The sequence below is a fragment of the Gemmata sp. genome, assembly GCF_051859125.1.
Lineage (GTDB): Bacteria > Planctomycetota > Planctomycetia > Gemmatales > Gemmataceae > Gemmata.
This window is the reverse complement of record NZ_JBHYGG010000243.1, coordinates 1-22,873: the sequence shown is the minus strand read 5'-3', so window position 1 is coordinate 22,873 and position 22,873 is coordinate 1. Positions and strand designations below refer to the sequence as shown.

General features: G+C 72.4%; 19 protein-coding genes. 10 read left to right on the top strand and 9 right to left on the bottom strand.

The genetic code is table 11. The features are described from left to right. Window positions 1–63 precede the first annotated feature (63 nt). A complete protein-coding gene (locus tag ACTIGN_RS20080; RefSeq protein WP_439627092.1) occupies window positions 64–372 on the bottom strand; it encodes a hypothetical protein in 309 nt (102 codons plus the stop codon). A 247-nt stretch (window positions 373–619) separates the two neighbouring features. On the opposite strand from ACTIGN_RS20080, the gene ACTIGN_RS20075 reads away from it, so the two are divergent. Continuing rightward, the gene (locus ACTIGN_RS20075) at window positions 620–1,612 is read left to right on the top strand and encodes an ATP-binding protein (protein ID WP_439627090.1); all 993 of its coding nucleotides are present in this window, start codon (window positions 620–622) and stop codon (window positions 1,610–1,612) included. Window positions 1,613–1,647: 35 nt separating this feature from the next. Here ACTIGN_RS20075 and ACTIGN_RS20070 read toward each other — a convergent pair whose 3' ends face one another. Beyond that, window positions 1,648–2,940 (bottom strand): hypothetical protein, encoded by a 1,293-nt coding sequence (locus ACTIGN_RS20070; RefSeq protein WP_439627088.1) that lies wholly within the window; start codon window positions 2,938–2,940, stop codon window positions 1,648–1,650. Between the two features lie 34 nt (window positions 2,941–2,974). Further along, on the bottom strand, window positions 2,975–3,919 hold the full coding sequence (locus ACTIGN_RS20065; RefSeq protein WP_439627086.1) for a YybH family protein: 945 nt from the start codon (window positions 3,917–3,919) through the stop codon (window positions 2,975–2,977). Between the two features lie 282 nt (window positions 3,920–4,201). On the opposite strand from ACTIGN_RS20065, the gene ACTIGN_RS20060 reads away from it, so the two are divergent. Continuing rightward, window positions 4,202–4,852: a hypothetical protein gene (locus ACTIGN_RS20060; protein ID WP_439627084.1), complete on the top strand. Its 651-nt coding sequence runs from the start codon at window positions 4,202–4,204 to the stop codon at window positions 4,850–4,852. A gap of 28 nt (window positions 4,853–4,880) precedes the next feature. Here the strand turns inward: ACTIGN_RS20060 and ACTIGN_RS20055 are convergent, their stop codons facing one another. Next, a complete protein-coding gene (locus ACTIGN_RS20055) occupies window positions 4,881–9,038 on the bottom strand; it encodes a protein kinase domain-containing protein (RefSeq protein WP_439627082.1) in 4,158 nt (1,385 codons plus the stop codon). A 47-nt stretch (window positions 9,039–9,085) separates the two neighbouring features. After that, the gene (locus ACTIGN_RS20050) at window positions 9,086–9,694 is read right to left on the bottom strand and encodes an RNA polymerase sigma factor (protein ID WP_439627080.1); all 609 of its coding nucleotides are present in this window, start codon (window positions 9,692–9,694) and stop codon (window positions 9,086–9,088) included. Window positions 9,695–9,963: 269 nt separating this feature from the next. On the opposite strand from ACTIGN_RS20050, the gene ACTIGN_RS20045 reads away from it, so the two are divergent. From ACTIGN_RS20045 to ACTIGN_RS20030, 4 genes are all read left to right on the top strand, one after another. Beyond that, window positions 9,964–10,950 (top strand): DUF1559 family PulG-like putative transporter, encoded by a 987-nt coding sequence (locus tag ACTIGN_RS20045; RefSeq protein WP_439627078.1) that lies wholly within the window; start codon window positions 9,964–9,966, stop codon window positions 10,948–10,950. Further along, the gene (locus ACTIGN_RS20040; protein WP_439627076.1) at window positions 10,947–11,360 is read left to right on the top strand and encodes a hypothetical protein; all 414 of its coding nucleotides are present in this window, start codon (window positions 10,947–10,949) and stop codon (window positions 11,358–11,360) included. The genes ACTIGN_RS20045 and ACTIGN_RS20040 overlap by 4 nt, the downstream gene beginning before the upstream one ends. A 652-nt stretch (window positions 11,361–12,012) precedes the next feature. Then, window positions 12,013–12,672 carry a hypothetical protein gene (locus tag ACTIGN_RS20035; RefSeq protein WP_439627074.1) on the top strand — a complete coding sequence of 220 codons (660 nt, stop codon included), beginning with the start codon at window positions 12,013–12,015 and terminating at the stop codon, window positions 12,670–12,672. 229 nt (window positions 12,673–12,901) lie between these two features. Further along, entirely contained in the window at window positions 12,902–13,480 is a 579-nt protein-coding gene (locus tag ACTIGN_RS20030) for a general stress protein (RefSeq protein ID WP_439627072.1), read from the top strand. 170 nt (window positions 13,481–13,650) lie between these two features. Here ACTIGN_RS20030 and ACTIGN_RS20025 read toward each other — a convergent pair whose 3' ends face one another. The 3 genes from ACTIGN_RS20025 to ACTIGN_RS20015 are packed head-to-tail and all read right to left on the bottom strand — an operon-like array spanning window position 13,651 to window position 17,556. After that, window positions 13,651–16,524 (bottom strand): PAS domain S-box protein, encoded by a 2,874-nt coding sequence (locus ACTIGN_RS20025; protein WP_439627070.1) that lies wholly within the window; start codon window positions 16,522–16,524, stop codon window positions 13,651–13,653. Continuing rightward, entirely contained in the window at window positions 16,521–17,057 is a 537-nt protein-coding gene (locus tag ACTIGN_RS20020) for a methanogen output domain 1-containing protein (RefSeq protein ID WP_439627068.1), read from the bottom strand. The genes ACTIGN_RS20025 and ACTIGN_RS20020 overlap by 4 nt, the downstream gene beginning before the upstream one ends. A gap of 55 nt (window positions 17,058–17,112) precedes the next feature. Continuing rightward, window positions 17,113–17,556, bottom strand: a complete 444-nt coding sequence (locus ACTIGN_RS20015; protein WP_439627066.1) for a winged helix-turn-helix transcriptional regulator — start codon at window positions 17,554–17,556, stop codon at window positions 17,113–17,115. Window positions 17,557–17,651: 95 nt separating this feature from the next. Between ACTIGN_RS20015 and ACTIGN_RS20010 the strand changes: the two genes are divergently transcribed. Further along, a complete protein-coding gene (locus tag ACTIGN_RS20010) occupies window positions 17,652–18,131 on the top strand; it encodes a hypothetical protein (RefSeq protein ID WP_439627064.1) in 480 nt (159 codons plus the stop codon). Window positions 18,132–18,536: 405 nt separating this feature from the next. Continuing rightward, window positions 18,537–19,562: a Gfo/Idh/MocA family protein gene (locus ACTIGN_RS20005; protein ID WP_439627062.1), complete on the top strand. Its 1,026-nt coding sequence runs from the start codon at window positions 18,537–18,539 to the stop codon at window positions 19,560–19,562. Between the two features lie 105 nt (window positions 19,563–19,667). Here the strand turns inward: ACTIGN_RS20005 and ACTIGN_RS20000 are convergent, their stop codons facing one another. After that, window positions 19,668–20,666, bottom strand: coding sequence for an ROK family protein (locus tag ACTIGN_RS20000; RefSeq protein WP_439627060.1), 999 nt, complete (start codon window positions 20,664–20,666; stop codon window positions 19,668–19,670). A gap of 154 nt (window positions 20,667–20,820) precedes the next feature. On the opposite strand from ACTIGN_RS20000, the gene ACTIGN_RS19995 reads away from it, so the two are divergent. Continuing rightward, window positions 20,821–21,516: a DUF4058 family protein gene (locus ACTIGN_RS19995; RefSeq protein ID WP_439627058.1), complete on the top strand. Its 696-nt coding sequence runs from the start codon at window positions 20,821–20,823 to the stop codon at window positions 21,514–21,516. A 54-nt stretch (window positions 21,517–21,570) separates the two neighbouring features. After that, window positions 21,571–22,719, top strand: a complete 1,149-nt coding sequence (locus ACTIGN_RS19990) for a M20 family metallopeptidase (protein WP_439627056.1) — start codon at window positions 21,571–21,573, stop codon at window positions 22,717–22,719. The last annotated feature ends 154 nt before the right edge of the window (window positions 22,720–22,873 follow it).

Here is a 22,873-nt window from a genome sequence, read left to right as displayed (position 1 = left end):
GCAAAAACGCCCCGGGTCGGGGGTGAACCCGGCCCGGGGCGCGTCAGTCGCGAACCGGTCACCTTACTTGGTGGTCGCCTCGACCTTGGTCACGACGACCTTCTTGTCCTTGGACTCGGTCGTCACCTTGACCGCGGTGCCCGCCTTGAGGTCCTCGAGCTTGCCTTCCTTCCCGTCAACGGTCACCTTGGCGTCGGCCGGGATCGCGTGGGTGTGCTCCTTCTTGCCTTCCTTGTCCGTCATCGTGAGCTTGCCGTCGGCGACCTTGACGACCTTCCCCTCGTGGGTCCCGGCCTTCTCTTCGGCGAGGGCAACGCCGTTGAACGCCACGAACGCCACCAGCGCAACCGCCACGAACGTGCGACGCACCATGTCAGACTCCTGGAGAATGGGTTGACTCTGTCACCGCCCCGAGGGGCGGGTGGGCGGCCCGCTCGAACCGCGAGTCGGTCGGGGCCGCCGGAGACAGGTTATACACGCGCGACCGCTCGGGTAACTGATTGTGAGCATTTTCTGAGCAATTTTGTCCCGAGCGGACGGACGAGTTACGGTGCGGTCGGCGGCGCGCGTGTTGCACTGCCCCGGTCCTGATGCTTACTGTTGTTCATGGGTGCCCGCCATGTGGACCGTTCCAGACGTGCTGCTGTCCCTCGCCCCCGCCGACCTCCCCACCAATCGATCGGCCCGGTTCGACGGCACCGGGTGCGAAGTGCCCCTCGACCGGTTCGACCCGCCGGACCGCGACATCATCCGGCGGCTCTACGCCGCGGTGAAACAGGTTCACGCGCTGCGCCAGGCCGGCGGCCCCGAGGCCGCGTTCGTCGGGGCGGTCGTCGGGGCCACCGCGGACGGCGGCCTCATGGCGGCCGCGAGCGCCCTGGGCGACGCCACCCGGTCGGCGGGCCGCGCCACACCGGAGGTGTACAAGGCGCTCCACGACGTCCGCGGGGGCGGGCTCACGGTGTTCCTCGGGGCCGCGGAACTCCTGGCCGCCGCACCGAGCGACCGCGGGTTGCTCCGGATGGCGGCCGACGCCGCCCGGGACCACGCCAAGATCATGCGGAACCTGCTGCCCGACATCGACCCCGTCGGTCGCGCCGCCGACGAGTCCGCGAAGCCGCACGGGATCGACCACTTCACCACCAAGTGGGCCGGCGCGCGGGTCGGCCCGGGGGCGACCGTGGCCGTCCGGTGCGCGTTCGCCGGCGACGTGTCGGCCCGGTGCCTGGAGACCGCGAGCGTGGACCGGGTGGTGTACAACTACGTCAACAACGCGGCCCGGTTCTCGGCCGACGGCGCGGTGACCCTGTGGGTCGTCCCGGCCGGCGCGGGGCTGTCCCGGTGGGTGGTGCAGAACGCCATCGCCCCCGACCAGGCGGCGTTCCTCGCCGAGCGGGTCGGGGGCGATCTCGGGCGGTTGTTCGGCGGGGGGATCACCCGCGGCGGCACCGGCATTGGACTGGCCAACTGCGCCGACGTGGTGGCCGACTGCTTCGGCCTCGACGGCCCCGCCGAGGCCGTGCGGTCGGGCTACCTCGGGGCGGCCCTGCGGGGCTCCGACTTCTACGCGTGGTTCCACTGGCCCTCACTCGCGCACCCGCCGCGCGACTGAGCGGGGCCGCCGTGCCGGCGCGACCCCGCGGCGACTCAGGGCGCGGCCGCGGGCGGCTGCGACTGGCCGGTCTTCGGCTGCTCGACGCGGACGAGGAGCATCTGGTCGGTCGTCTGCGTGCCCACGTGCAGCAGGCACGGGCACTGGGCCTGCGTGAGGTTGTACAGGCCGGCCTCGAACACCCGGTCCTTCTTCTTGCCGATGGTCCACGCCGCCCGCTGCGACTTCTTGTCGACCGAGCCGTAGACCTCGGTCGTCGTGTCGGCCACGCCGTCGTAGAAGTTCCCGCGGATGACGCCGTCCTTGTTCACCGCGAGCTGGAAGATGTTGTTCGACGTCTTCTCGTCGCCGGACACGAGCGCGTACACGCCGAGGGGCTTCCACTCGTCCGTCGGGGTCGGGGCCGCGGCCTGGCCCTGGGTGGCGATCGCCGTGGCCTCGTCGGCGAACTGCTGGGCGGTGCCGCCGGCCTGGCCGTCCACGTACACGTTGCTGTCCTGGATGACGACGGTGCTGCCGTAGTCGTAGTCCGGGGCGGAGGCCGCCGCGAGGCCGCAGTACGCGGCGACGTCGGCGTAGCTCGCCGCGGTCCACGCGGCGCCGGCGGCCCACCCGGCCGCGGCCCAGCACCCGGGGTGCGCGGTGTACCACCCGGGGTAGAACGCACCGTAGTACCCGAACCCGGTGCGGACGTAGCCCGCGTGCGTGCCGAGGTACCCCCTCGACCAGTACGCGGTGCTGTGGACCCCGTTGGCCCCGTACACGCTCGCGTAGTGGCTCATGCTCCCCGTGTACCGGTTCCCCGAGAACGCGGTGTTCCAACTGCTCTCGCCGTACCGCCCGTCGACCGAGCCCGACGTCCCGCCGACGGTCCGCCCGCCCGGCCCGGACGCGACCCCGGCCGAGCGGTCCGCGGTGTACGTCTTGCCGCCCGCGGTGGTCACCGTCGTGTCGCGGGTGCCGCCCGCCGCGACCCCGCCGTACCGGCCCTCGGCGATGCCGCGGGAGCCCGAGGTGGTGACGCTGCCGCCGGCCGCGTCGCTCCAGGTGTGGTCGTAACTCCCGCCCGCGGCCCGGCCGCCCCATCCGTCGACCGACGCCGTGGACCGCGAGCCCGAGTAGCTCCCGCCGTACCGGTCGGCCCCGCTGAAGCTGCTGAAGCTGCTCCCGTAGCCCCGGTCGAACCCGCCGCTGTAGCTGTGCTCGAAGCTGCCGCCGTAGCTCCCGCCGCGGCTGAACCCGCCGCCGCCGTACCCGCGGCCGCTGACCTCGTTGACCGCCGCGAGCGCCCCGGCGCTCACGAACGCAAACAGAATGACGTGCTTCACGGTGATCGCTCCTGTGGTTCGGTGTGGGTGTGGGTTACTTCGCCGCGGCGCGGGTGAGCCGCACGGGCGGGGCGTCCTTGACGCGGGCGTCGCCGAGGACGCGGTCGACCACTCGCCACGTGATCGCATCGGGAGCGACCCGCTGGAGGATGATCCGCTCGGCCGTCGGGGTGCCGTCGGCCAGCACCCCGTGGGCGTCGATCACCCAGCTCTTGCCGTCGCAGAACCACAGCCCCTGCGAGTGCGCGCCGTCGTCCTCGAACGCCCACGAGCGGATGCGGCCGGTCTCGGGGTCCGCGGCGATCCGAACGGTGCCGGTGACCGGCTCCTTGCCGGCCGGGGTGCGGGTGAACGTCGCGGTCAGGTTCGGCTTCTTCGGGTCGCGGGCGAACGTGAACGTCACCGCGTCGTCCTTCACCCTGGCGGTCCAGTTGCCGAGGAGCCAGTCGAGGTCCTCGAGCCGGTCATTGCCGACGCCGGCTTCACTGGAAAGCGCGATCTTCCACTGCCCGCCCTCGCGGGCGTGAACGGTGACGTAGGACGTGGTCCCCGGCAGGTCCTTCGGGCCGCGGGTCTGGCGGACCAGCCCCTCCTCGACGGCCACGTCCTTGGCAGGGAACCGCACCGACTTCACCAGCACCTCGACCCTCGCGCCGGCGTTCGCCTTGAAGAACTCGGCGTACGCCTTCTCGATGGCGAGGCGGCCGCGGAACGTCTCGCCGGTCGCCTCGCGGGACTCGCCGTTCGCGGTCCACAGTGCGGCGACGGCCTTCGCGTCGCCCGTGTTGAACGCCGCCTCGAAGTCGCGGGCCGACTTGACGACCGCAACGCGATCCGCGTCGTCGGGCGCGGCCGCGGCGACGACTTGAGCGGCCGGGAGCGCGACGGCCGGGGGAGGGGACTGGGCCGGGCCGCGGTACGCCACGGCGAGCGCCGCGGTCGCGACCGCGGCCGCCGTCAGGATGGTCGAGCGGTTCATGGTACCTCGTCGGGGTCGGGTCGGTCCCGCGCGTCGCGGCCCGGTCGCGGGAGAACCCACGAGCCGCGACGCCGGTTTGCATTACCTTCTGGTGCCGAGTGTAGCCCGCGGGGCGGCGGAGTGCCTTGAGATTCTGGTGAGTGGGCCCCCCGGTGCGAGTGGTGCGAGGTATCCGGTCGCGGGCGGCCCGCCGCCGGGCTACACTGTCCCGCACGCCCGCCGTGCGACCCCGGCGGCCGCTCCCACACCCGGGTCGCGTCTCCGCTCGTGAGTTCACCCCACATGACGAAGCGCCTCACCGCCGCCGCCCTGCTCGCGGCCTGCGCCGGGCTCGCCGGTCCGTTCGCCGCGGCCCGGGCCGACAAGGCCGCTGATCTGAAGGCGGTCGCCTCAACGATCGACGGCTACCGCTGGGAGTTCCCGTGCAAGGACGCGATGCCCGAGACCCCGAAGGAGGGGGCCGACTGCGTGTCGGGGCTCGTGACCGGTGACCCGAAGAAGACGGACAACTTCGCCGCCGAGAAGGCGTTCGGGGGGGAGAAGGGGAAGCGGTACAAGGTGACGCTACGGTTCCGCGGCGTGGTCGAGCCGATGATGTACAAGAACGGGACCAAGGACGGCGACTACTTCTACATCGGCGGGGAGCCGGACAACGGGACGTACAACATCTACAAGATCTCGGTCTCGTCGCCGAAGGCGCACTACTACCTGAACCGCCAGGACAAGGTCGGCCACAAGATCTTCACCATCGACTACACGAAGACGATCGAGATCGACGGCGGGGCGACCGTGTCGTTCCTGGGCGACGGGCAGAACGGGCGGCTCATCTCGAACTTCCTCAAGCTCGTCGTGACCGACGTCAAGCCGGCCCCGAAGCCGTTCAACGGGCAGTTCGTGCAGATGGACGTGGTCAAGGTGGCCGAGGCGAAGTGACACGGGCCGCCCTGTCCCGCGTCGTCGGTCACGGGCGCTTCGGGTCGCCCACCCGCAGCGCCTCGGCCTCGGCCCGCAAGAGTTCGACCTGGAGGGTCGCCACCCAGTCCCACGTCTCCGGCGGCGGCGGGGCGGGAAGGAACCACCTCTGCTGGTCCGCGAGCCACGCATCAACCTGGGCCAGGAGGGGGGCGGCCTCGTCGCGCTTCCCCTCCCTCAGCGCGAGGAGCGCGAGAAGCACCTGGGTGGTCGCCGCCGGGCTGTCGCGGAACAACTCTTTCGCGCGGGTGAGTGCCTGTCGGGCGGCGGCGTGGTCCCCGGCCCGGAAGTGCGCCAGCCCCAGACACTCCCAGGAGGTCTCCCGGAGCGGGTGCGCCGCGTGGTACCGCTTTGCGAGCGCGACGAGGCGGGCGGACTCTTCGGAGCCCGTCGGGAGCAGGCCGCCGAGCCGGAGCGTCGGGTACGGGTCCGCCGCGTCGCCGTCCCGGGTGCGCTTCGCGAGTACCTCGGCGCGCAGGCCGCGGTAGCCCGCTGCGTCGCCCGCTTTCAGCAGGAGCGCCGCGTACGCCTCCGTCGTTCGCGGACTCTGTATCCCGTCGCCGGGGAACAGGGTCGCGTAATCGGCGCGGGCCTCGGCCCAGCGCCGGGACCGGGCCAGGAGGTCGCCCCGCTGTTCCCGCTCCAGGGGCGACAGGTTGCCAACTGCGAGCGCCCGGTCGCGGTGGAACGCGAAGGCAAACGGTGCCGCACTGGACCCTTCGGCCCGGGCCTGGTGCCAGGCGAACGCCCGGCCCGCGGCCTGCGCCGCGAGGGCCGCCTTGCCCGCCGGGGCCGAGGCGTCGGTCGCGTCCCACACGGTTGCGGTCCGGTCCCAGTTCGACGCGATCAACTTCGCCCCGTCGCCGGACCACGCGACCCGCGGGTTGAACCCGTTGTCCCCGGGCCGCGGGCCGGCCCCGCGGAGGAACAGCACGTCCTGACCCGACGCCACGTCCCACACCTGAACCCGCTCACGGGTGACGCCGGCGAGCCGCGTCTCGTCCGGGTTGAACGCCAGGTCGCCGAGTTGCCCCGGCACGGGGAGCGGTCCCTCGTGCAGCGGCGACCCGTCGCGCGCCCACACGCGGACGCCCCCGTCCCCGGCCGCGGCGACGTACCGCCCCCGGGGGCTGAACGCCGCGGCCGTGACTCCGTCGCCGGGCACCGGCAGCGCCCGTGCGGGGCCGCCGGAGAGCGGGACCACGGTCAGTGTCGCGCTCCCGGGTCGGGCGGCGAGCCGCCCCTCGGCGGAGCGGTCGAAGCCGCGGCGAGCTTCTAACAGTTCCCCCCCGTCCGGGCTGAGCGCGACCGCGTCGGTGACCTCGTCGGCGGACGATTCCTCGCGGACGGTGCGGCCGGTCGCGGCGTCCCACACCTTCAACTCGCGGACGATGCGACCGTCGCGGACCCCGTCGGCGGCGGTAGCGACGTGGCGGCCCTCGCGGTCGCAGGCCACGTACCGCACGCGGACGGTGTGGCCCCGCAGCGACGCGACCTCCCGCCCCGTTGCCGTTTCGAGCACCAGGACTACCAGGTTCCCGTCACCGACCGCGGCGAGCCGGGTGCCGTCGGCGGAGAACGCGCTCGGTGCGGCGGGCACCAACCAGGTGTTCGAGCACGGCAGGTCGCACCCGGTCGTGCCGCCGGTGCGATCATCCCACCGCCGGAGGATGCCGCCGAGGCTCAGCACCAGTGCCTCGCGGCCGCCCCCGGCGAACCCGACCGCAGCGACGTCGCGGCGGCCCGCGGCGAACGACGCGGCCTCGACGAACTCGGCCCCGCGGGTGCCGTCCCACACCTTGACCTCCCCGGGTTGCACCGCGGCCGAGGCCAGGGACCGCCCGTCCGGGTGGAACGCGACCGCGGTGGCGCGCCCGGTGTGCCCGCGGTACACGACCGGGTCGCGGTTCGTTCCCAGTTCGCGGACCCGGACCGTCCCGTCGGTGCCGGCGGTCGCGACGGCCTGCCCGTCGGGCCGGAACGCCGCCGCCGTCACCCGGCCGTCGTTCCCGGAGAACGACTTCGCCAGTGCCACCGTCACCCCGTCGCCCGCGCCCGCGGTGACGTCCCAGATCGAAATCTGGTCGTCGGCCAGCGCCACCAGCCGCGCGCCGTCGGGGCTGACCGCGACCGCCCCCTGGACCTCGGGGAACGCCCGGACCAGGTGCCCCCCGGCCGCGGAGCGGAGTTCGAGCCCGTTCGGGCCGTCGAGCACGAGGAAGCGGTTGTCCGGGGTGAACGCGGCGCGGCCCAGGCGGGTGGGCGAGGCGCGGTACGCCTCGGTGCCCGTCGCCGCGTCGTAGACCCGCACTGGGTGCGTGTCGTGCGCCGCGGCCAAGAGCCGGCCGTCGGGGCTGAAGGCGACCCCGTGCGCCCCGTCGGCGGCCTGGCCCGGGAACTCGCGGACCACGCCGCCGGTCGCCGCGTCCCGGAGCTGGACGAACCCGCCGCCCCCCCGCCAGTTCTCGCCCCCCACGGCGATCGTTCGGCCGTCGGGGCTGTACGCGACGCACCGGGCCAGGTGCGGGACCGCCGCGCGCCACCGGGGCCGCCCCGTTGCGGCGTCGAGTACCCGAACGGTGCCGGTCTCGGGCGCGGCGATCGGGTCGCCCCCGCAGCTCGCGAGCCAGCGGCCGTCGGGGCTGTACGCCACGCCGGTCGCCCAGGGGGCCGCGTCGGGACCGGTGAGGAGGTCGCCGTGGTTCAGGTTGCGGAGGTAGTGCCACTCCCAGTCGCGCCGCTCCGGCGGGCACCGCTCCAGCAGGCGCCCGGCGGCCCCGACGTTTTTGAGGAGCCACTGCGACCGGGCCTGTGCAATGTTGCCCAGGTACACGCTCCGCTCGGACCGGTCGAGCGCGCCCTCGGCGCGGCCCCGCTGCCGGGCCTCCTCGTCGCGGGCCGTGCGGGCGTCGAGCATCGCGGCCGTGACGCCCGCGAACCCGGCGAGGGTCACGGCCGCGACCAGGCCCATGAGCGCCGCGACGCCCGGGTTCCGCCGCGCCCACTTGGCCAGGCGCTCGCGGCCGGTCACGGGCCGGGCGCGGATCGGCTCGCCCGCGAGGAACCGGCGCAGGTCCGCAGCGAGGTCCAGGGCCGAGGCGTACCGCTGGGCCGGGGCCTTGCGGAGGCACTTGAGGCAGACCGTTTCGAGGTCGCGGGGGACCGAGGGCCGCGCCCGCCGCGGCGGCACCGCCTCGTCGAAGCTCACGCGGAGCAGGGTGGCGACCTCGTCCCCGCCCGCGAACGGGGTGCGGCCGGTGAGGGCCTCGTACAGGATGACCCCGAGGGCGTGGACGTCGGTGCCCGGCCCCACGTCGGCCCGGCGGCCCTGGGCCTGCTCGGGGGCCATGTACTGCGGCGTGCCGAGCACGTCCCCGGTTCGGGTCCACCCGTCGGCCGCGTCGCCGTGGAGCGCCAGACCGAAATCGGCGACCTTCGGCTCGGTCGCGTCGCCGCGCCCGACGAGGATGTTCGCGGGCTTCAGGTCGCGGTGGACGACGCCGGCCAGGTGGGCCGCGTGGACCGCCAGCGCCAGCGCCTCGATCAGTTCCGCGGCCGCGGCCGGGGCCAGTGCCGCGCCGCGGAACCGGTCCCTGAGGGTGCCGCCCTCGACCAGTTCCATCGCGAGGTACGGCAGGCCGTCGTACTCGCCGACGTCGTACACCTGGACGACGCCGGGGTGCCGGAGCCGCGCCACGGCCTCGGCCTCGCGGCGGAACCGGGCGCGGAGTTCGGGCGAGGCGTGGCGGCCGGCCAGGACGACCTTCAGGGCGACGGGGCGGTTCAGGTCGACGTGCCGGGCGCGGTACACCACCGCCATCCCCCCGCGGCCCAACTCGCCCTCGATCTCGTACCCCGGGACGAGCGGGGGCGGCCCCGGCTCGGGGGCGGGCCGGGGCCGGGCGACCGACGCCCACCCCTGCTTCAACCGCGAGAGCAGTTCGGGCGGCGCGCCGGCATCGGCCGCGTCGGGGCGGAGCAATCGGTCATGGCGCTGGAGTTCGGTGGTCTCGACCGCGAGCCCGAGGAGCGTCTGCTGGCAGCGCGGGCAGTCGCCGAGGTGGCGCTCGATGACGGCGGATTGGGCACCGGGAACGGGCTCGTCGAGGAGGGCGGCCAACCGCTCCGCCGGGGGACAGGGGGTCACGGCGGTGCCTCCGGGGAGCGGGTGAGTTCGCGGCGGGCGGGGCGGGGTCACGGACCGTCCGCGTCGCCCTCGAGCCGGCGGACCTCGTCCCGGAGGAACCGCTGGACCTTGCTGCGGGCGACCCACACGGCCCCCACTTGCATTCCGAGTTCCGCGGCCGCTTCGGCCCCGGACTTCCCCTCGACGGCGGTGAGTTCGAACGCCCGCCAGGTGTGCGGGTGGACCCGGAGCCGGACGGCCCCCATCGCCACTTCGAGCGTCTCCCGCTCGGCCTCCTCTTCGAGCCGGCGGAACAGGTCGTCGGCGGCCCCCGGGTCCGCGAGTTGCTCGATCACCGCGTCGTACCCGTCCGACGGGACCCGCTTGCGGGACGCGAGGAAGTCGCGCCACGCCCGGAACGCGATCGTCTTGAGCCACCCGCGGAAGCTGCCCCCGGGCCGGTACTCGAACGAGCCCATCTGCCGGGCCAGTTCGAGCATCACGTTCTGGGTCACGTCGCTGGCGTCGGCCTCCTGCAGCCCCCACCGCCGGCACCAGGCGTACACACGGCCCCCGTACCGGTCGACGAACGCGTTCCACGCCCCCTGGTCGCCGGGGTCGCGGCGGAGCCGGCCCAGCAGCGTCAGGCTCGTCGTCGAGTCGGAGGTGGCCCCCATGAACACGTTCTCCGCGAGCGAACGAACCTAACGGCCGACCGTCGGGATTGGACCGAGTTTGTTTTCGGTAATCGCGGCGCTGCCGGCCATGAAGTTTCCCGGGTGGCACCATTCGGAGGTCGGCCGGGGGGGGCACGCGGGCCGCCGGCCGGACCCGCGACCGCTGGTGTGCGAGAAAACCCCGTCCAATCGGAGCCGGACCCGCTCTCTGACAACGGACTTTTATTCCGTTCACGTCGTCGTTCGGCTCCATTCTCCCGGAGGTTGGAATGTCTCTCCGCCCGCGCCGGCTCGCCGCCGGCTTCACGCTCATTGAACTGCTCGTTGTCATCGCGATCATCGCGGTCCTGATCGGCCTGCTGCTCCCCGCGGTCCAGAAGGTGCGCGAGGCCGCCGCGCGCATGAAGTGCCAGAACAACATGAAGCAGATCGGCCTCGCCCTGCACAACCACCACGACGTGAACAGTAAGTTCCCGTCCGGGGTGAGCAACGCCCTGAACCCGAACTACGCGACCGCCACGAACTGGTGCGGGAACCCCGCGAACCCTGGCGACGTGGCCAACTCACGCGCCCCCTGGACGGTGATGATCCTTCCGTACCTGGAGGAGGGCGCGAGGTTCAACACGTTCACCCTCACCGCGAACTTCACGACGAGTTCGAACGTCCCCAGCACGAACGCCAACAACCAGGCCGCGTTCGCGCGGCCGAACGCCAGGTTCCAGTGTCCGTCGGACCCGAACTCGGGTCCGGGCGTCAACAACACCAACTACCACGGGGTCCAAGGCGGCGGGACGCCCCCTGCGGCCACGACGCCCGACTTCTGCTCGACGGTCGGCGGCAACCGCATGTTCTTCCGCAACGGCACCCTGTACCTCAACTCGGCCACCGCCATCCGCGACATCACCGATGGCACCACGAACACGTTCCTGGTCGGGGAAACGAAGTACTGCACGACCCCGACCGGGCGTAGCGACGGCATCCACGTCGGGTGGGCGTCGGGCACGAACCTGCAAGAGTTCGGGAACCCGTACGGGGTCGCCGCGGCGGTGCTGCAGATCAACTCGATCACCACCAACGGCGGGAACGCCGACCAGCTCAGCAACTTCTCGCGGCTGTTCGGCAGCTTCCACACGGGCGGGTGCAACTTCGTGATGTGCGACGGCTCGGTGCGGTTCGTGTCCGACACGATCGCACTCGCGACCTACCAGCAACTCGCCGTCCGGAACGACGGGCTGCCGCTCGGAGGTGCGCCGTGAGCGTGTGCCACCTCGTCCGTGCGGTCCTCGTCGCCCTGGTCGCCGCGCCCGCCGTGGGGTGCGCCGACGGCGGGGCGAAGCGGTACTCGGTGTCCGGGGCGGTCACGCTGGGCGGTCGCCCGGTTCCCGCCGGGGAGATCGTGTTCGAACCGGACTCAGCCAAGGGCAACAACGGCCCCGGGAGCGTGGTCCGAATCAGGAACGGGCGCTACCAGACGGAACCCGGGCTCGGGGTCGTCGGCGGGGCGTACGTCGTCCGGATCACCCCGATGAGCGGCACCCCGTTCGGGGACTCGCTCGACGGCAAGCCGCTGCTCCCCGCCCCGCGCGTCGAAGCCGTCGAGTTCCCGGCCGCGGACAGCACCCGGGACTTCGACGTTCCCGCCCCGGCCCAAAAACCACCGGGGTAGTGGCCGGCCCCGGTCGTGGGCCTCGTCCCACTGCCTCGGTGGGTACAGGCCCGCGTCGAGTAAGGACCCGGCCCCGTCTTCCCATTCTTGGGGCCGGCGAACGCCGGAGCCCCCCCGAACGCCCACTCGCCCCCCTCGTTCCACGGGCCGCGCGCGTCCTTGCCCACCTCGCCCTCCCCGGTCGGGTCGAAGAACTTGTTGACCGGGCTTTCGACGGCGGATCCACCCGACCGATAACGTGTCCTTCCCGGGACCTCGAGGGCCGCGGAGAGGACCGTTCGAGCAGCACGTTGCCGAACCGCGGGTCCAGGGACTCAACGCGGGCGGTGTCCATCAGCTTCTTCACGTGGGGGAACACCGCACCCCCGCACCCTCCGCCGCACGGCCAGGGTGCGTCATCGCCCGCGGGTCAGAACTTGCTCAGCGACGGGACCGCTGAACGTCCCAGCCAGGGGCCGGCCTTGCCCCGTTCAGCCACCCCCGGGCCGGTGCGGTCGGCGGCCGATTCGCCGCGATCCCGGTGTCGGGGGATCGGTGACGGGCAGTTCCCGACTTCCCGGGGCGCGCCCGGTTTCGGGCCGGGCACCGGTGTTGCAGGCAATCAGGTGGCACCGGCGACTCCGGTGCCGGACACCTATCAGGAGGACACTCCATGGCAACGATGGAAGCGGTCGGCACCCGGGACGCGGCTCCCGTGTTCAGCCGGATCAGTTGGGGGGCGCTGCTGGCGGGCCTGTTCGTGACGCTCGCGGTGTTCGTGCTGCTGAGCACGCTGGGCGTGGCGGTCGGGGTCTCGTCGGCCGATGCCGCCTCGCGCGACACGATCGCGACCGGCGCGGGGGTCTGGGCGGTCGCCACCGCCCTGGTCGCGTTCCTGTGCGGCGGGTGCGTGGTCAGCCGGTTCACGACCGGCGAGTCGCGGGCGGAGGCGGTGGTGTACGGGGTCGTCATGTGGGGCGCGGCCTTCGCCATGATCCTGTGGGCCACCGGCTCGGTGCTCCGCACCGGCGCGACCATGGCCGTCGGGTCGATGAACGTGGCGGCCAACGCGGCGCCCCAGTCGGAGAACTGGGAGCAGGCGGCGCGGCGGGCGAACCTGACCGACGCCCAGGTCAACCAGATGCGGGCCGAGATGCCGACCGCGGCGCGGGTACAGGACGTGTCGGCCGCAGCGGCGTGGTGGTCGTTCGCCGGGGTCGCGCTGTCGATGGCCGCGGCGATCGGCGGGGCGGTGATGGGAGCCGGCCCGAACCCGTCCCTGGGCGGGGTACAGTTCCCCCGCACCTCCCCGTCACCGGCACCCGGCCTGTGATTCGGTACGCGGCCGCGGCGCGCCGCCCGGGCCCTCCGATCCTTCCGGGGCCCCGCACCGTGACCGCCCACCTTGCCACCGCCGACGCGGCGGGCGCGGGCCGTGCCCAGTTCACCCGGGGCGTGCTCATCGCCGGCCCTGCCGCCGCTCCCGGGGAGTGAAGGCACCCCGTGGCCGATGCCGGCCGGACCGCGGGATCACAAGGGCCGGCACTACACCAGAGGAAGTCATGACCCCTGCCAACACGGGCGTCGGTGCGAGCGGTTCCGAGGTGATCACGGCGATCGGGGTGTTCCCCGACTACGCCGCGGCCCACCGTGCGGTGTACGAGCTGCGCCGGTGCGGCTACCGCGACGATCAGATCGGCGTCCTCGGACCGAACACGGTGCCGCCGCAGGGCGAGCGGTCCGGGTTGCCGAACGACCCGACGCACACCCGCTGGGAGGAAGGTGCCGGGATCGGGGCCGCGGCCGGCGGGCTGGCCGGGCTGGGACTGGGCGCGGCCATCGCCGCGGGTCTGATGTCCCCGCTCGGCCCGGTCGTCGCGGGCGGATGGCTCGTCGCGCTCATCGCCAGCGCCGGGTCCGGGGCCGCGGTCGGCACGGTCGTCGGCGGGCTGGCCGGCCTGGGCGTGCCGGAGGAGGACGCCCGGTGGTACGCGGGCGAACTGGAGGCCGGCCGGGTCGTCGTCACCGTCCGCGGGGGCGACTCGACCCGGGCCGCGGAGGTCCTTCACGCCCACGCGGCCGTGCGCCCGCCGGCCGGAACCGCGATCCCCGGCAACGCGCTGCCCGTCACGCCGTACTGAACACGGACGCCGGTGCGGGAACTACTGGGCGTCGTTGGGCACCGGCTCGTCGAAGACCCTCGGGTGGGAACCCCGGTGACGACGCGGCCGGTAACCTGCCGGCTCTGTACCCACGGGGCCGTTCGTGTTCGGCTCGCTCCGTTTTCGCGGGCGCGGCCCGCCGCCCGCGATTAACGGGCCCCTGCTCGCTTCACCTCGGCCAGCACGCCCGCCACCGCCTTCGGTTCCGGCGGCTTCACGAGGTGGTGATTGAATCCGGCGTCCGCCGTGCGGCGGCGGTCCTCCTTCTGCCCCCACCCGGTCAGCGCCGCTAGCACCACGTTCTCCAGGCCGGGCTGCTGGCGCAACCGGCGGGCCACTTCGTACCCGTCCATCCCCGGCATCCCGATGTCCAGGAACACCACGTCCGGCCTGTATCCCTTCGTGACCTCCAGCGCGGCCGGGCCGTTGTGCGCCACCCGGACCTCGTGGCCCTGGAGTTCGAGCAGCACGGCGAGGCTGTCGGCGGCGTCCCGGTTGTCGTCCACGATCAACAGGCGGTGCCCCGAGGGCACCGCCGCATGTTGTTGCTCCCCCGTACCTTGGGCCTGGGCTTGTTCGGGTCCCTGCACCGCGACCGGCAGCCGAACCACGAACTCGCTCCCCCGGCCCAACCCGGCGCTCCGGGCCGCGACCGACCCGTTGTGCATCTCGACCAGGTTCTTCACCAGGGTCAGCCCGATGCCTAGACCGCCCTGGGCCTTCGTGGAGGCGTGGTCCACCTGCACGAACAACTCGAAGATGCGGGGCAGCATGTTCGGGGCGATTCCGATGCCGCTGTCCCGCACCCGCAGCACGGCCTCGCCGCCCTCCCGCTCGGCGGTGAGCCAGATGCGCCCGCCCGGTTCCGTGTACTTGGCCGCGTTCGTCAGGAGGTTGCCGACGACCTGGGCCATCCGCACCGGGTCGGCGTGGAGCGGGAGGGGGTCGGGGGGGAGCAGCACCTTCAAGTCGTGGCCCTGGGCGTCGATGAGGGGCTGCACCGTCTCGACGGCACGGGCGGCGACGGTGGCGAGTTCGATCCGCTCCTTGCGGAGTTCGATCTTGCCCCGCATCACCCGGGACACGTCCAGGAGGTCGTCCACCAGCCGCACGAGGTGGTGGACCTGTCGCTCCATCATGTCCCGGGACCGTTCGACCGTGGTGGCATCGACCCGCGGCAGCTTGAGGATCTGGAGGGCGTTGCGGATCGGGGCCAGCGGGTTGCGGAGCTCGTGGGCGAGGGTCGCCAGGAACTCGTCCTTCCGCCGGTCGGCCTCGCGGAGCGCCTGGTACAGGTGGGTGTTCTCGACGGCGACCCCGGCCCGTTGCGCCAGGTCGACCGCCAGGGCGAGGTCCCCGGCCGTGTAGGCCCGCCCCGACTCGGCCGTGGCGAACGTCAGAACGCCGAACGGCCGGCCCGACACGACCAGGGGGACGCACAGGTACGACCGCAGCCCGAGCGAGCGGATCAGGCCCAGGTGCCGCTCGTCCCTCGCCCCCCGCACCAGCATCTCGTCGGTGATGTCGGCGACGAGTTCCGGCCGCCCCGTGCGGAGGACGGCGTACCCGCCGGTCGGCGCGTCCGGGCCCGGCGGGTAGTTCCGCATCAACTCGTGGGCCAGGGCGACCTTGGCGGCGTCCTGGTGCGAGACGGCCAGCCGCCGCAGCGTGCCGTCGGCGCCCGCCACGTCCACGGCCGACCAGTCGGCGAAGTACGGGACGGCCAGGTTCGCGACCTTCTGCAACGTGCTCTCGTAGTCCACCACCCCGGCCAGGGCGGCGCTGGCCGCGGCCAGGTACCGGGACGCCTCCGCGGCCCGCTTCTGCTCGTGGATGTCCGTGGCGGTTCCGAACCAGCGGGCGATGTTCCCCGCCTCGTCGCGGACCGCCACCGTCCGGATGAGGTGCCAGCGGTAGGTCCGCTGCCGCAGGTCCAGCAGCCGCACCTCCATCTCGAACGGCGTGCCAGTTCGGACGGACGCCGCCCAGCGCTCGGTGGCGGGCGGGGCGTCCTCGGGGTGAAGGATCTGGCCCCAGCCCTCGTTCCCCAGGGACTCCGGCAGCCCGGTGAACCCGGTCCAGCGGCGGTTCATGTAGTCGATGTCGCCGCCCGGCAGGGCGGTCCAGACGATCTGCGGCATGGCGTCGGCGAGCTGGCGGAACCGCTGCTCGCTCTGCCGCACGGCGGTCTCGCCCCGCTTCCGCTCGCTGATGTCCCGGAACACCAGCACGCTCCCGATGACGCTGCCCCCGGCGTCCCGGATGGGGGCGGCGCTGTCGTCGATGGGGCGCTCCGTGCCGTCCCGGGCGATCAGGACGGTGTGGTTCGCCAGCCCGACGATCACGCCGTCCCGGAGCGCCCGCAGGGCCGGGTTCTCGACCGGCCGGCGGGTGTCCTCGTTGACGATGTGGAACACTTCCGGCAGGGGCGCACCGGTCGCCACGTCGAGCGCCCACCCGGTCATCGCCTGGGCGACCGGGTTGAGGAGCCGGACCCGCCCCTCGGCGTCGGTAACAATGACGCCGTCCCCGATGCTGTGGAGCGTCACCCGCAGCCGCTCCGCCTCCTGCCGGGCGGCGGCTTCGGCGGCCTCGCGGCGGTGGACCTCCCTGCCGAGGTCCGCGATCCGCTGGTTGAGGGCGACGAACCGCCCGACCGCCGATTCCTTCGGAACCAGCCGGAGCATGAGGACGGCTCCCGACCCTTCCGTACGCGGACTCAGCAGCGTCCCCTCCGCCCGGCACTCAACGCCCCCGCCCGGCGCGAGGAGCGCGAGCGAGCCGAGGACCAGCGAGCGGGTGCGGGAACAGGCCCGAAGGTAGTGCGCCACCTCGTCGGGCGGGTCGGCCACGACGGCGGCCAGGTTCTTCCCCCGGACCTCGTGCACCGCAACGCCCAGCCGCTTCTCGACGGCCCGGTTGCCGGCGAGGACGAGGCCGCTGCCCGTCAGGAGGAGCATCGGCTCCGGGAGCGGGTCGGCGAAGGTGAGGAACTGCTCGGGTGTCACGGCGTGCCCTGTCATCCCTTGAAGTATTCCCGCCCCTGCGCCGCTCCGGCTTGTGCCGTTGGCTTGAGGTACACCACGACCCGGCAGCCCGGATCGCCCCGGGCAATGGCCTGTTCGATGCTGACCTTGGCGTAGCCGAGGTTGTCGGCCGCAATGCTGCCGAAGACGTTCGAGGTCATCATGCACAGGGCGGGGCGACCGACGACCTTCTCGGCGAAGGGGCACGCCCGGTTGCCCAGCACGATCTTCTCCTCGTCCTGCTCGATGACGTAGAACTCGCCCCGGATGCGGCGCTTGAGGTCCACCAGGACTTCGGCCACTTGCCCCCGACTCAGGGCCTCCACGCCCAGGGCGCTCTTGTAGGCGTGGTTGATCTCGTCGCCGATCTCCTGGCCGACGACGCTGACGAACCCGGACGCTTCCTCCAGGCCGACCACCTTCTGCAACGTCCCCGCTAGGTGCCTCAGGAGCGTCCGAAGGAACACATCCCGTTCGAGGGGGAGGGTGAGTTCGCTCACCACGGGCAGCGGCGTCGAGGTGTCGCGCATGTCGGCTCCTGTGCGGTCCCGTTGATCGTCCGAACGGCGCCCGGTGGCGTCACCCTCACGCCGCGGACCTCTTTGTATCCGTCAATAGCCCCCGCGTGTGGCAGGCCCACTCGCGCGTGACCTCGGAGATGGGGCAAAGGGTCTTGCCGGAGTCGGCCAGCGGGTACTCGACCTCGGGCGGCAGATCGTCGTAATCCTCCCGGTGAACGAAACCACCGGCTTCGAGTTCGTGGAGTTGCGGGGTCAAGATTCGCTCACGGACGCCCGGAATCTTTCGGCGAAGTACGGCGAAGGGGTGGGCGCCGACGTGCGTCGAGTCGGACAAAATTACCACCCTTCGCTTCCCGCCGATCCCGTCGAGCGTGGCCCGACCAAACAGGAATAGTGTACCGCCCGCCAGGGGAGCGTAACGGCTCCCGTTCTCGGCCGCGGCGGCTTCCGTTCCCGTGCTGGTGGGATTCTCCGGGGCACGCGAAAGATCGGCGTGGTTCGGCCGCACGACGCGGCCCCCGTACCCGCTGCGGCCGCCCGGTCCTTTCCGGCGGGCGGGAATCGGCTACAAAGGAGGTTTTATTCGCCATCGGGAGCGGTGCAATGGGGAAGAAGTCGAGGCGGGACGCGCAGAAACTGGAAGAGGAGCAGGCGGCCCTCTCCGCGGCCAAAGCGGTCGAAGCCAGGGCGGCGAAGCAGGCCCTCCGGGCGGCCAGAGCGGATGCGGCGAAGGCCGCCGCCGCGGAGGCGGACGTGGCGGACGAGGTCGCGGAGGTGGTGCCGCCGGCCGCCCCGGCGGCCCGTGAGCCCGCCGCCGAGCCCGCAGCAGCCAAGGTCGTCGCGGAGCGCCCCGCCCGGCCGGCGGCGGCCGAGAAGCCGAAGCGGGCCCGGTTCGTGCGCGAGAAGCAGGAGAAGCGGGAGAAGCCGGAGAAGCCGGCCGAGGCGGCGGCCACCCCGCCGGCCCCGCGGAACACGACGGCGGCCGGAAAGCTGATGTCGAAGAACGTGACGGTCCTGCCGAAGGACGAGCGGTCGTCCGGCCCGGGTGGCGGTCGGGCGACCGGCCCGAAGCCGAAGCGGTAGCGGGTTCGGGCCGGGCGTGCTGCCGCAGGAGGGGGAGTTGCGTGGCGAACACCGCCCGCCGAGTAGCACCAGCGCCCCCGACCCCGTCACCACCGACGACCCCCGCGAGCCAGCCGGCGAGCTGGCTGCCGAACGGGGCCGCGCCATGGAACGATCCCCACGTCCTCATTACCCACACCGAGTCCAAGCGGTTGTCCGGCCACGTTCGCGTTCGGCGCTCAGATCAGTCGGGGGTGATCGACGGGTGGGTGGCACGGACGCGGGCGGCGAGGTCAATGGAGCCGCCGCCGACGCGGCCCACCACGCCAAGGACGACACGATCACCGGCACGGTGCGATACCACCAGCAACGGGGCCGTAGGGGTGGTGGACTCGGAGATGCCCTGCAAAACAAGGGGATACGCGGATGGTGAGGATCGGAATCGTCGGGATCGGCTTCATGGGCCGGATTCACTACCTCGCGTCGCAACGTCTCCGGGGCGGGTCCGTTGCGGCCGTGTGTAGTCGCGACGCGGCGAAGCTCGCGGGCGACTGGCGGAACACCCGCGGGAACTTCGGACCGGAACCGGGGCACGTCGATCTCACCGGCGTCAAGGCGTACGCGAACGTCGCCGATCTCCTCGCCGACCCGGACATCGACCTCATCGACATTTGCACGGTGACCGACCAGCACGCCCCGCTCGCGATCCAGGCGCTCGAGGCCGGGAAGCACGTCCTCGTCGAGAAGGCGATCGCGCTGACCACGGCCGACGCCGACGCAATGGTCGCGGCCGCGAAGGCGTCGGGGAAGTTACTGATGGTCGCCCACGTGCTGCCGTTCTTCCCCGAGTTCAAGTTCGCGGCCGAGGCGGTCCGCGGCGGGCGGTACGGTAAGTTGGTCGCAGCGCACTTCAAGCGGGTGATCGCGAAGCCGGACTGGTCGGCCGACATCGGCGACGCGGCCAAGACCGGCGGCCCCGCGGTCGACCTCCACATTCACGACACGCACTTCATCGGGCTGGTCTGCGGCGTGCCGAAGCAGGTCTTCTCGGTCGGGAGGGTGGAGAAGGACGCGGTCACCTACCTCACGACGTCCTACCTGTACGGGCCGGGCGGGCCGGCGGTGACGTGTTCGAGCGGGGCGGTGGCGATGGGCGGCCGGCCGTTCGCTCACGGCTTCGAGATCTACCTCGAACGGGCGAGCCTGATCTACGACTCGGGCGGCACGCCGCTGACGCTGCTGACGGCCGACGGGAAGTCCGAACAACCGACGCTCGCGGGCGGGGGCGACCCGCTCAGTGCCTTCGCGGACGAGCTTCAGACGGCGGTGGACGGCGTGGCGAGCGGCACCGAACCGGACCTGCTGTCGGGCCAGCTCGCACGCGACGCCCTCGTGCTGTGCCACCGCGAGTGCGATTCGGTGAAGACCGGTACGGTGGTGGCGGTGAACTGACTTGCTGATCGGTCCGAGCCCGAGCGCCGAGCGAGGGGTGAGGGTGGACCCTCGCTCGGCGCTCGGGCTCGGACGACGGGCCGAAACCGCGAAATGCGTGCCGACTCACTCCGGCTTCGCTTGCTGCACAAGGAGTCGGGCGCACCCGGCGGCGCCGATGAACCCGGCGTCGGAGCCCAGGCTGGCGAAGGTGATTTTCACGGACTTGGTGGGGTACGGGAGGCCGAACCGCTTGACGTGGCCGTCGATGAGCGACCGGAACCGCTCGCCGGCCGCGACCATGCCGCCGCCGAACACGATGGTGTCCGGGTCCACGGTGGCGATGAGGGCGGACGCCCCGAGGGCCAGGTAGTAGGCGGTGTCGTCGACGACCTTCATGGCCAGTTCGTCGCCGGCCATCGCGAGTTCAAAGATGACCCGGGCGGTGAACACGTCGTCGTTGGCGGTGTAGTACTGGCGGAGCTTCGTGGTCCCGCGGTACGCGGCCATGTCCTCGCGGGCGCGGCGGACGACGTTGGTGGCGCTGGCGTAGGCCTCCAGGCACCCGCGGGCGCCGCACCCGCAGATGCGGCCGCGGTCGGGGGTGTCGATGCGGAGGTGCCCGAGTTCGCCGCCGTGGCTGTGTTCGCCCTCGATAATGACGTCGTTGATGATGATGCCGCCGCCGACCCCGGTGCCGAGGGTGAACAGCACCATGCTCTTGGCCTCCTGGGCGGCCCCGACCCAGAACTCGCCGTAGGCGGCCGCGTTCGCGTCGTTCTGGTACGCGGTGGGCTTCTTGAACACGCCCTTGACGTGGTCCCGGACCGGGACGTTCTTCCACGGCTTGAGGTTGGGCGGGTCGAGGATGAGGCCGGCCTTGATGTCCATGAGGCCGGGGGTGGCGACGCCGATGGCGGTGACGTCGTCGAGGGTCAGGTTCGCGGCCGCGACGGCCCGGCGGATCGTCTCGCACATCGTTTCGAGCCCGGCGTCCTGCCCGCGCTCGGGGTGCGTGTCCATGACCGCGGGGGCCGAGAGCGGGTGCCCGTGGTCGTTGACCACGGCGCACTTCATGGTGGTGCCGCCCACGTCCAGCCCGACGAAGTACCGTTCCCCGGCCATGAGTCGCCCCGAGATACGAGAAGCGCGGATCCCGCGCGGAGGTTACACTTGGGGAGGTGTTTTACGCAAGACGGGGCCGGGCGGCCGAAACTGTACCGCCGGCCGTGACCCGTGCGGCTCACGACCCGAACCGCCGGCCCGAGGAGGTAAGCCCGTGCCGCTCCACGACTGGACCGACCGACCCGGCTGGGAGGGGATGCACATCTTTTGGATGACCGAGATCGCGCGGTCACTCCGCGGGGACCTCCCGCCCGGCTACCGGGCCGTGATCGGGTCGAGTCCCCTCGTCGCGGTCGGCGTCTCACCCGTGAAGCCGGACGTGGCGGTCACGAACGGCTCGGCCCACCCGCCCCCGACCGGGCCGGCTGCGGCGGGCTCCACCCCGGAACCGGACGTGGAGGTCGCCGTCGCCACCCTGGAAGAAGACGCGTCCATTCAGGTGGAGCGCGAGGGCCGGTTGGTCGCCGTGGTCGAGTTGATCTCGCCGCGGAACAAGGACCGCCCGTCGGCACGCGAACAGTACGCGAGCCGCTACCTGGGCTACCTCCGGGGCGGCGTCCACCTGCTGTTGGTCGACGTCCACCGGCGGCCACTGGAGTTCTCGTTCCCCCAGTTAATCGCGGCCAGCTTCGCGCAAACGCTCCCGTCCGCGGCCGCGCCGTCCGCGGTCAGCTACCGGGTCGGCGCGACCGCTGCGACCGGCGGGCGAATGCTGGCGGTCTGGCAGCACCTCCTCGCGATCGACGAACCGCTGCCCCCGGTGCCGTTGCCCCTCACCCTCGACGCCTCGGTCCGGATCGACTTGGAGGCGACGTACGCTCGTGCGGCCGCCGACAGCTACGTCGTGTGACCGCGGGTACGCCGCGGGTAGCGGGCCGAGCCGGTTTGTGGTTCAATGAGAGGCATGCTCCCACTGCCCCAACTGCTCGCCGAACTCGTCCGCCGGCCGTCGGTCAACCCGATGGGCCGCACCGACATCCCCGCGGACCTCCTCTACGAGTCGCGGGTCACCGACTTCCTCGAAGCGCGGCTCCGGGACCTCGGGTGCGCCGTCCGCCGGCACACGGTGCGGCCCGGGCGCGACAACCTCGTCGCCACCTACGCCCCGCCGCACCCCGCCCCGTTCTCGGTGATGTTCGAAGCGCACCAGGACACGGTTCCCGTTGACGAGATGATCGTGGAGCCGTTCGGCGCGAAGGTCGAGGGCGGCAGGCTCTACGGCCGCGGGGCGTGCGACGTGAAGGCCGGCGGCGCGGTCATGCTCGCCGCGTTCGCCCGGCTCGTGGCGGAGCGGCCCGCGGGCAGCGCCGCCGTCACCATGGCGTTCACCGTGGACGAGGAGCACACGTTCCTCGGCATCCAAGAGTTGATGAAGTCGGGCGTGCGTGCGGACTACGCCATCGTCGCCGAGCCGACGCTGCTGAACATCGTGAACGCGCACAAGGGCGTGGTGCGCTGGGTGCTGGAGACGACCGGCCGGGCGTGCCACAGTTCGCGGCCCGAGAACGGCGTGAACGCGATCTACCGCATGGCCCGGCTCGTCGCCGCGGTCGAGGAGTACGCCGCACAGCTGCGGGCGCTCCCGGCCGACCCGGTGCTCGGGCCGCGAACCATTTCCGTCGGCCGCATCACCGGCGGCGTCTCGGCGAACACCGTCCCGGACGTGTGCCGCGTCGACGTGGACCGCCGGCTGGTCCCGGGCGAAACCGCCGCGGCCGGGGCGGCGCACCTCTCGGACTTCTTGAAGGGCAGGGGGTTCGACTTCCCGTTCACGCTGACGCAGTCGCACGCCGCGTGCCCGCCGCTGAGCCCGGCGCTGTCCGGCGAGTTGGTGACGCGGCTCGGGGCGACGATCGACTCGGTAGTGGGGAAGCACACGGTTCACCCGGTGCCGTTCGGAACGGACGCCTCGACGGTGGCGAACGCCGGCGTTCCCGTGGTCGTGTTCGGCCCCGGCGACATCGAACAGGCGCACACCAAGGACGAATGGATCGACCTGTCGCAGCTCGAACCCGCCGCCGAGATCCTGTTCCGCTTCGCCTGCGGCCGGTAGGGCGAGCCGGGGTGCGGGCCGGACGTCAGGTGCGGCGGCAACCGTCCACCTCCGACCGTTTCACCCCTCAACGTGGGGTAATCGCGGAAAAGACAGCTCAGAGTGTGTTTTGAAACCGCTCTGGATTTTGGAGGCGGTGTCGCTTCCTCATGGC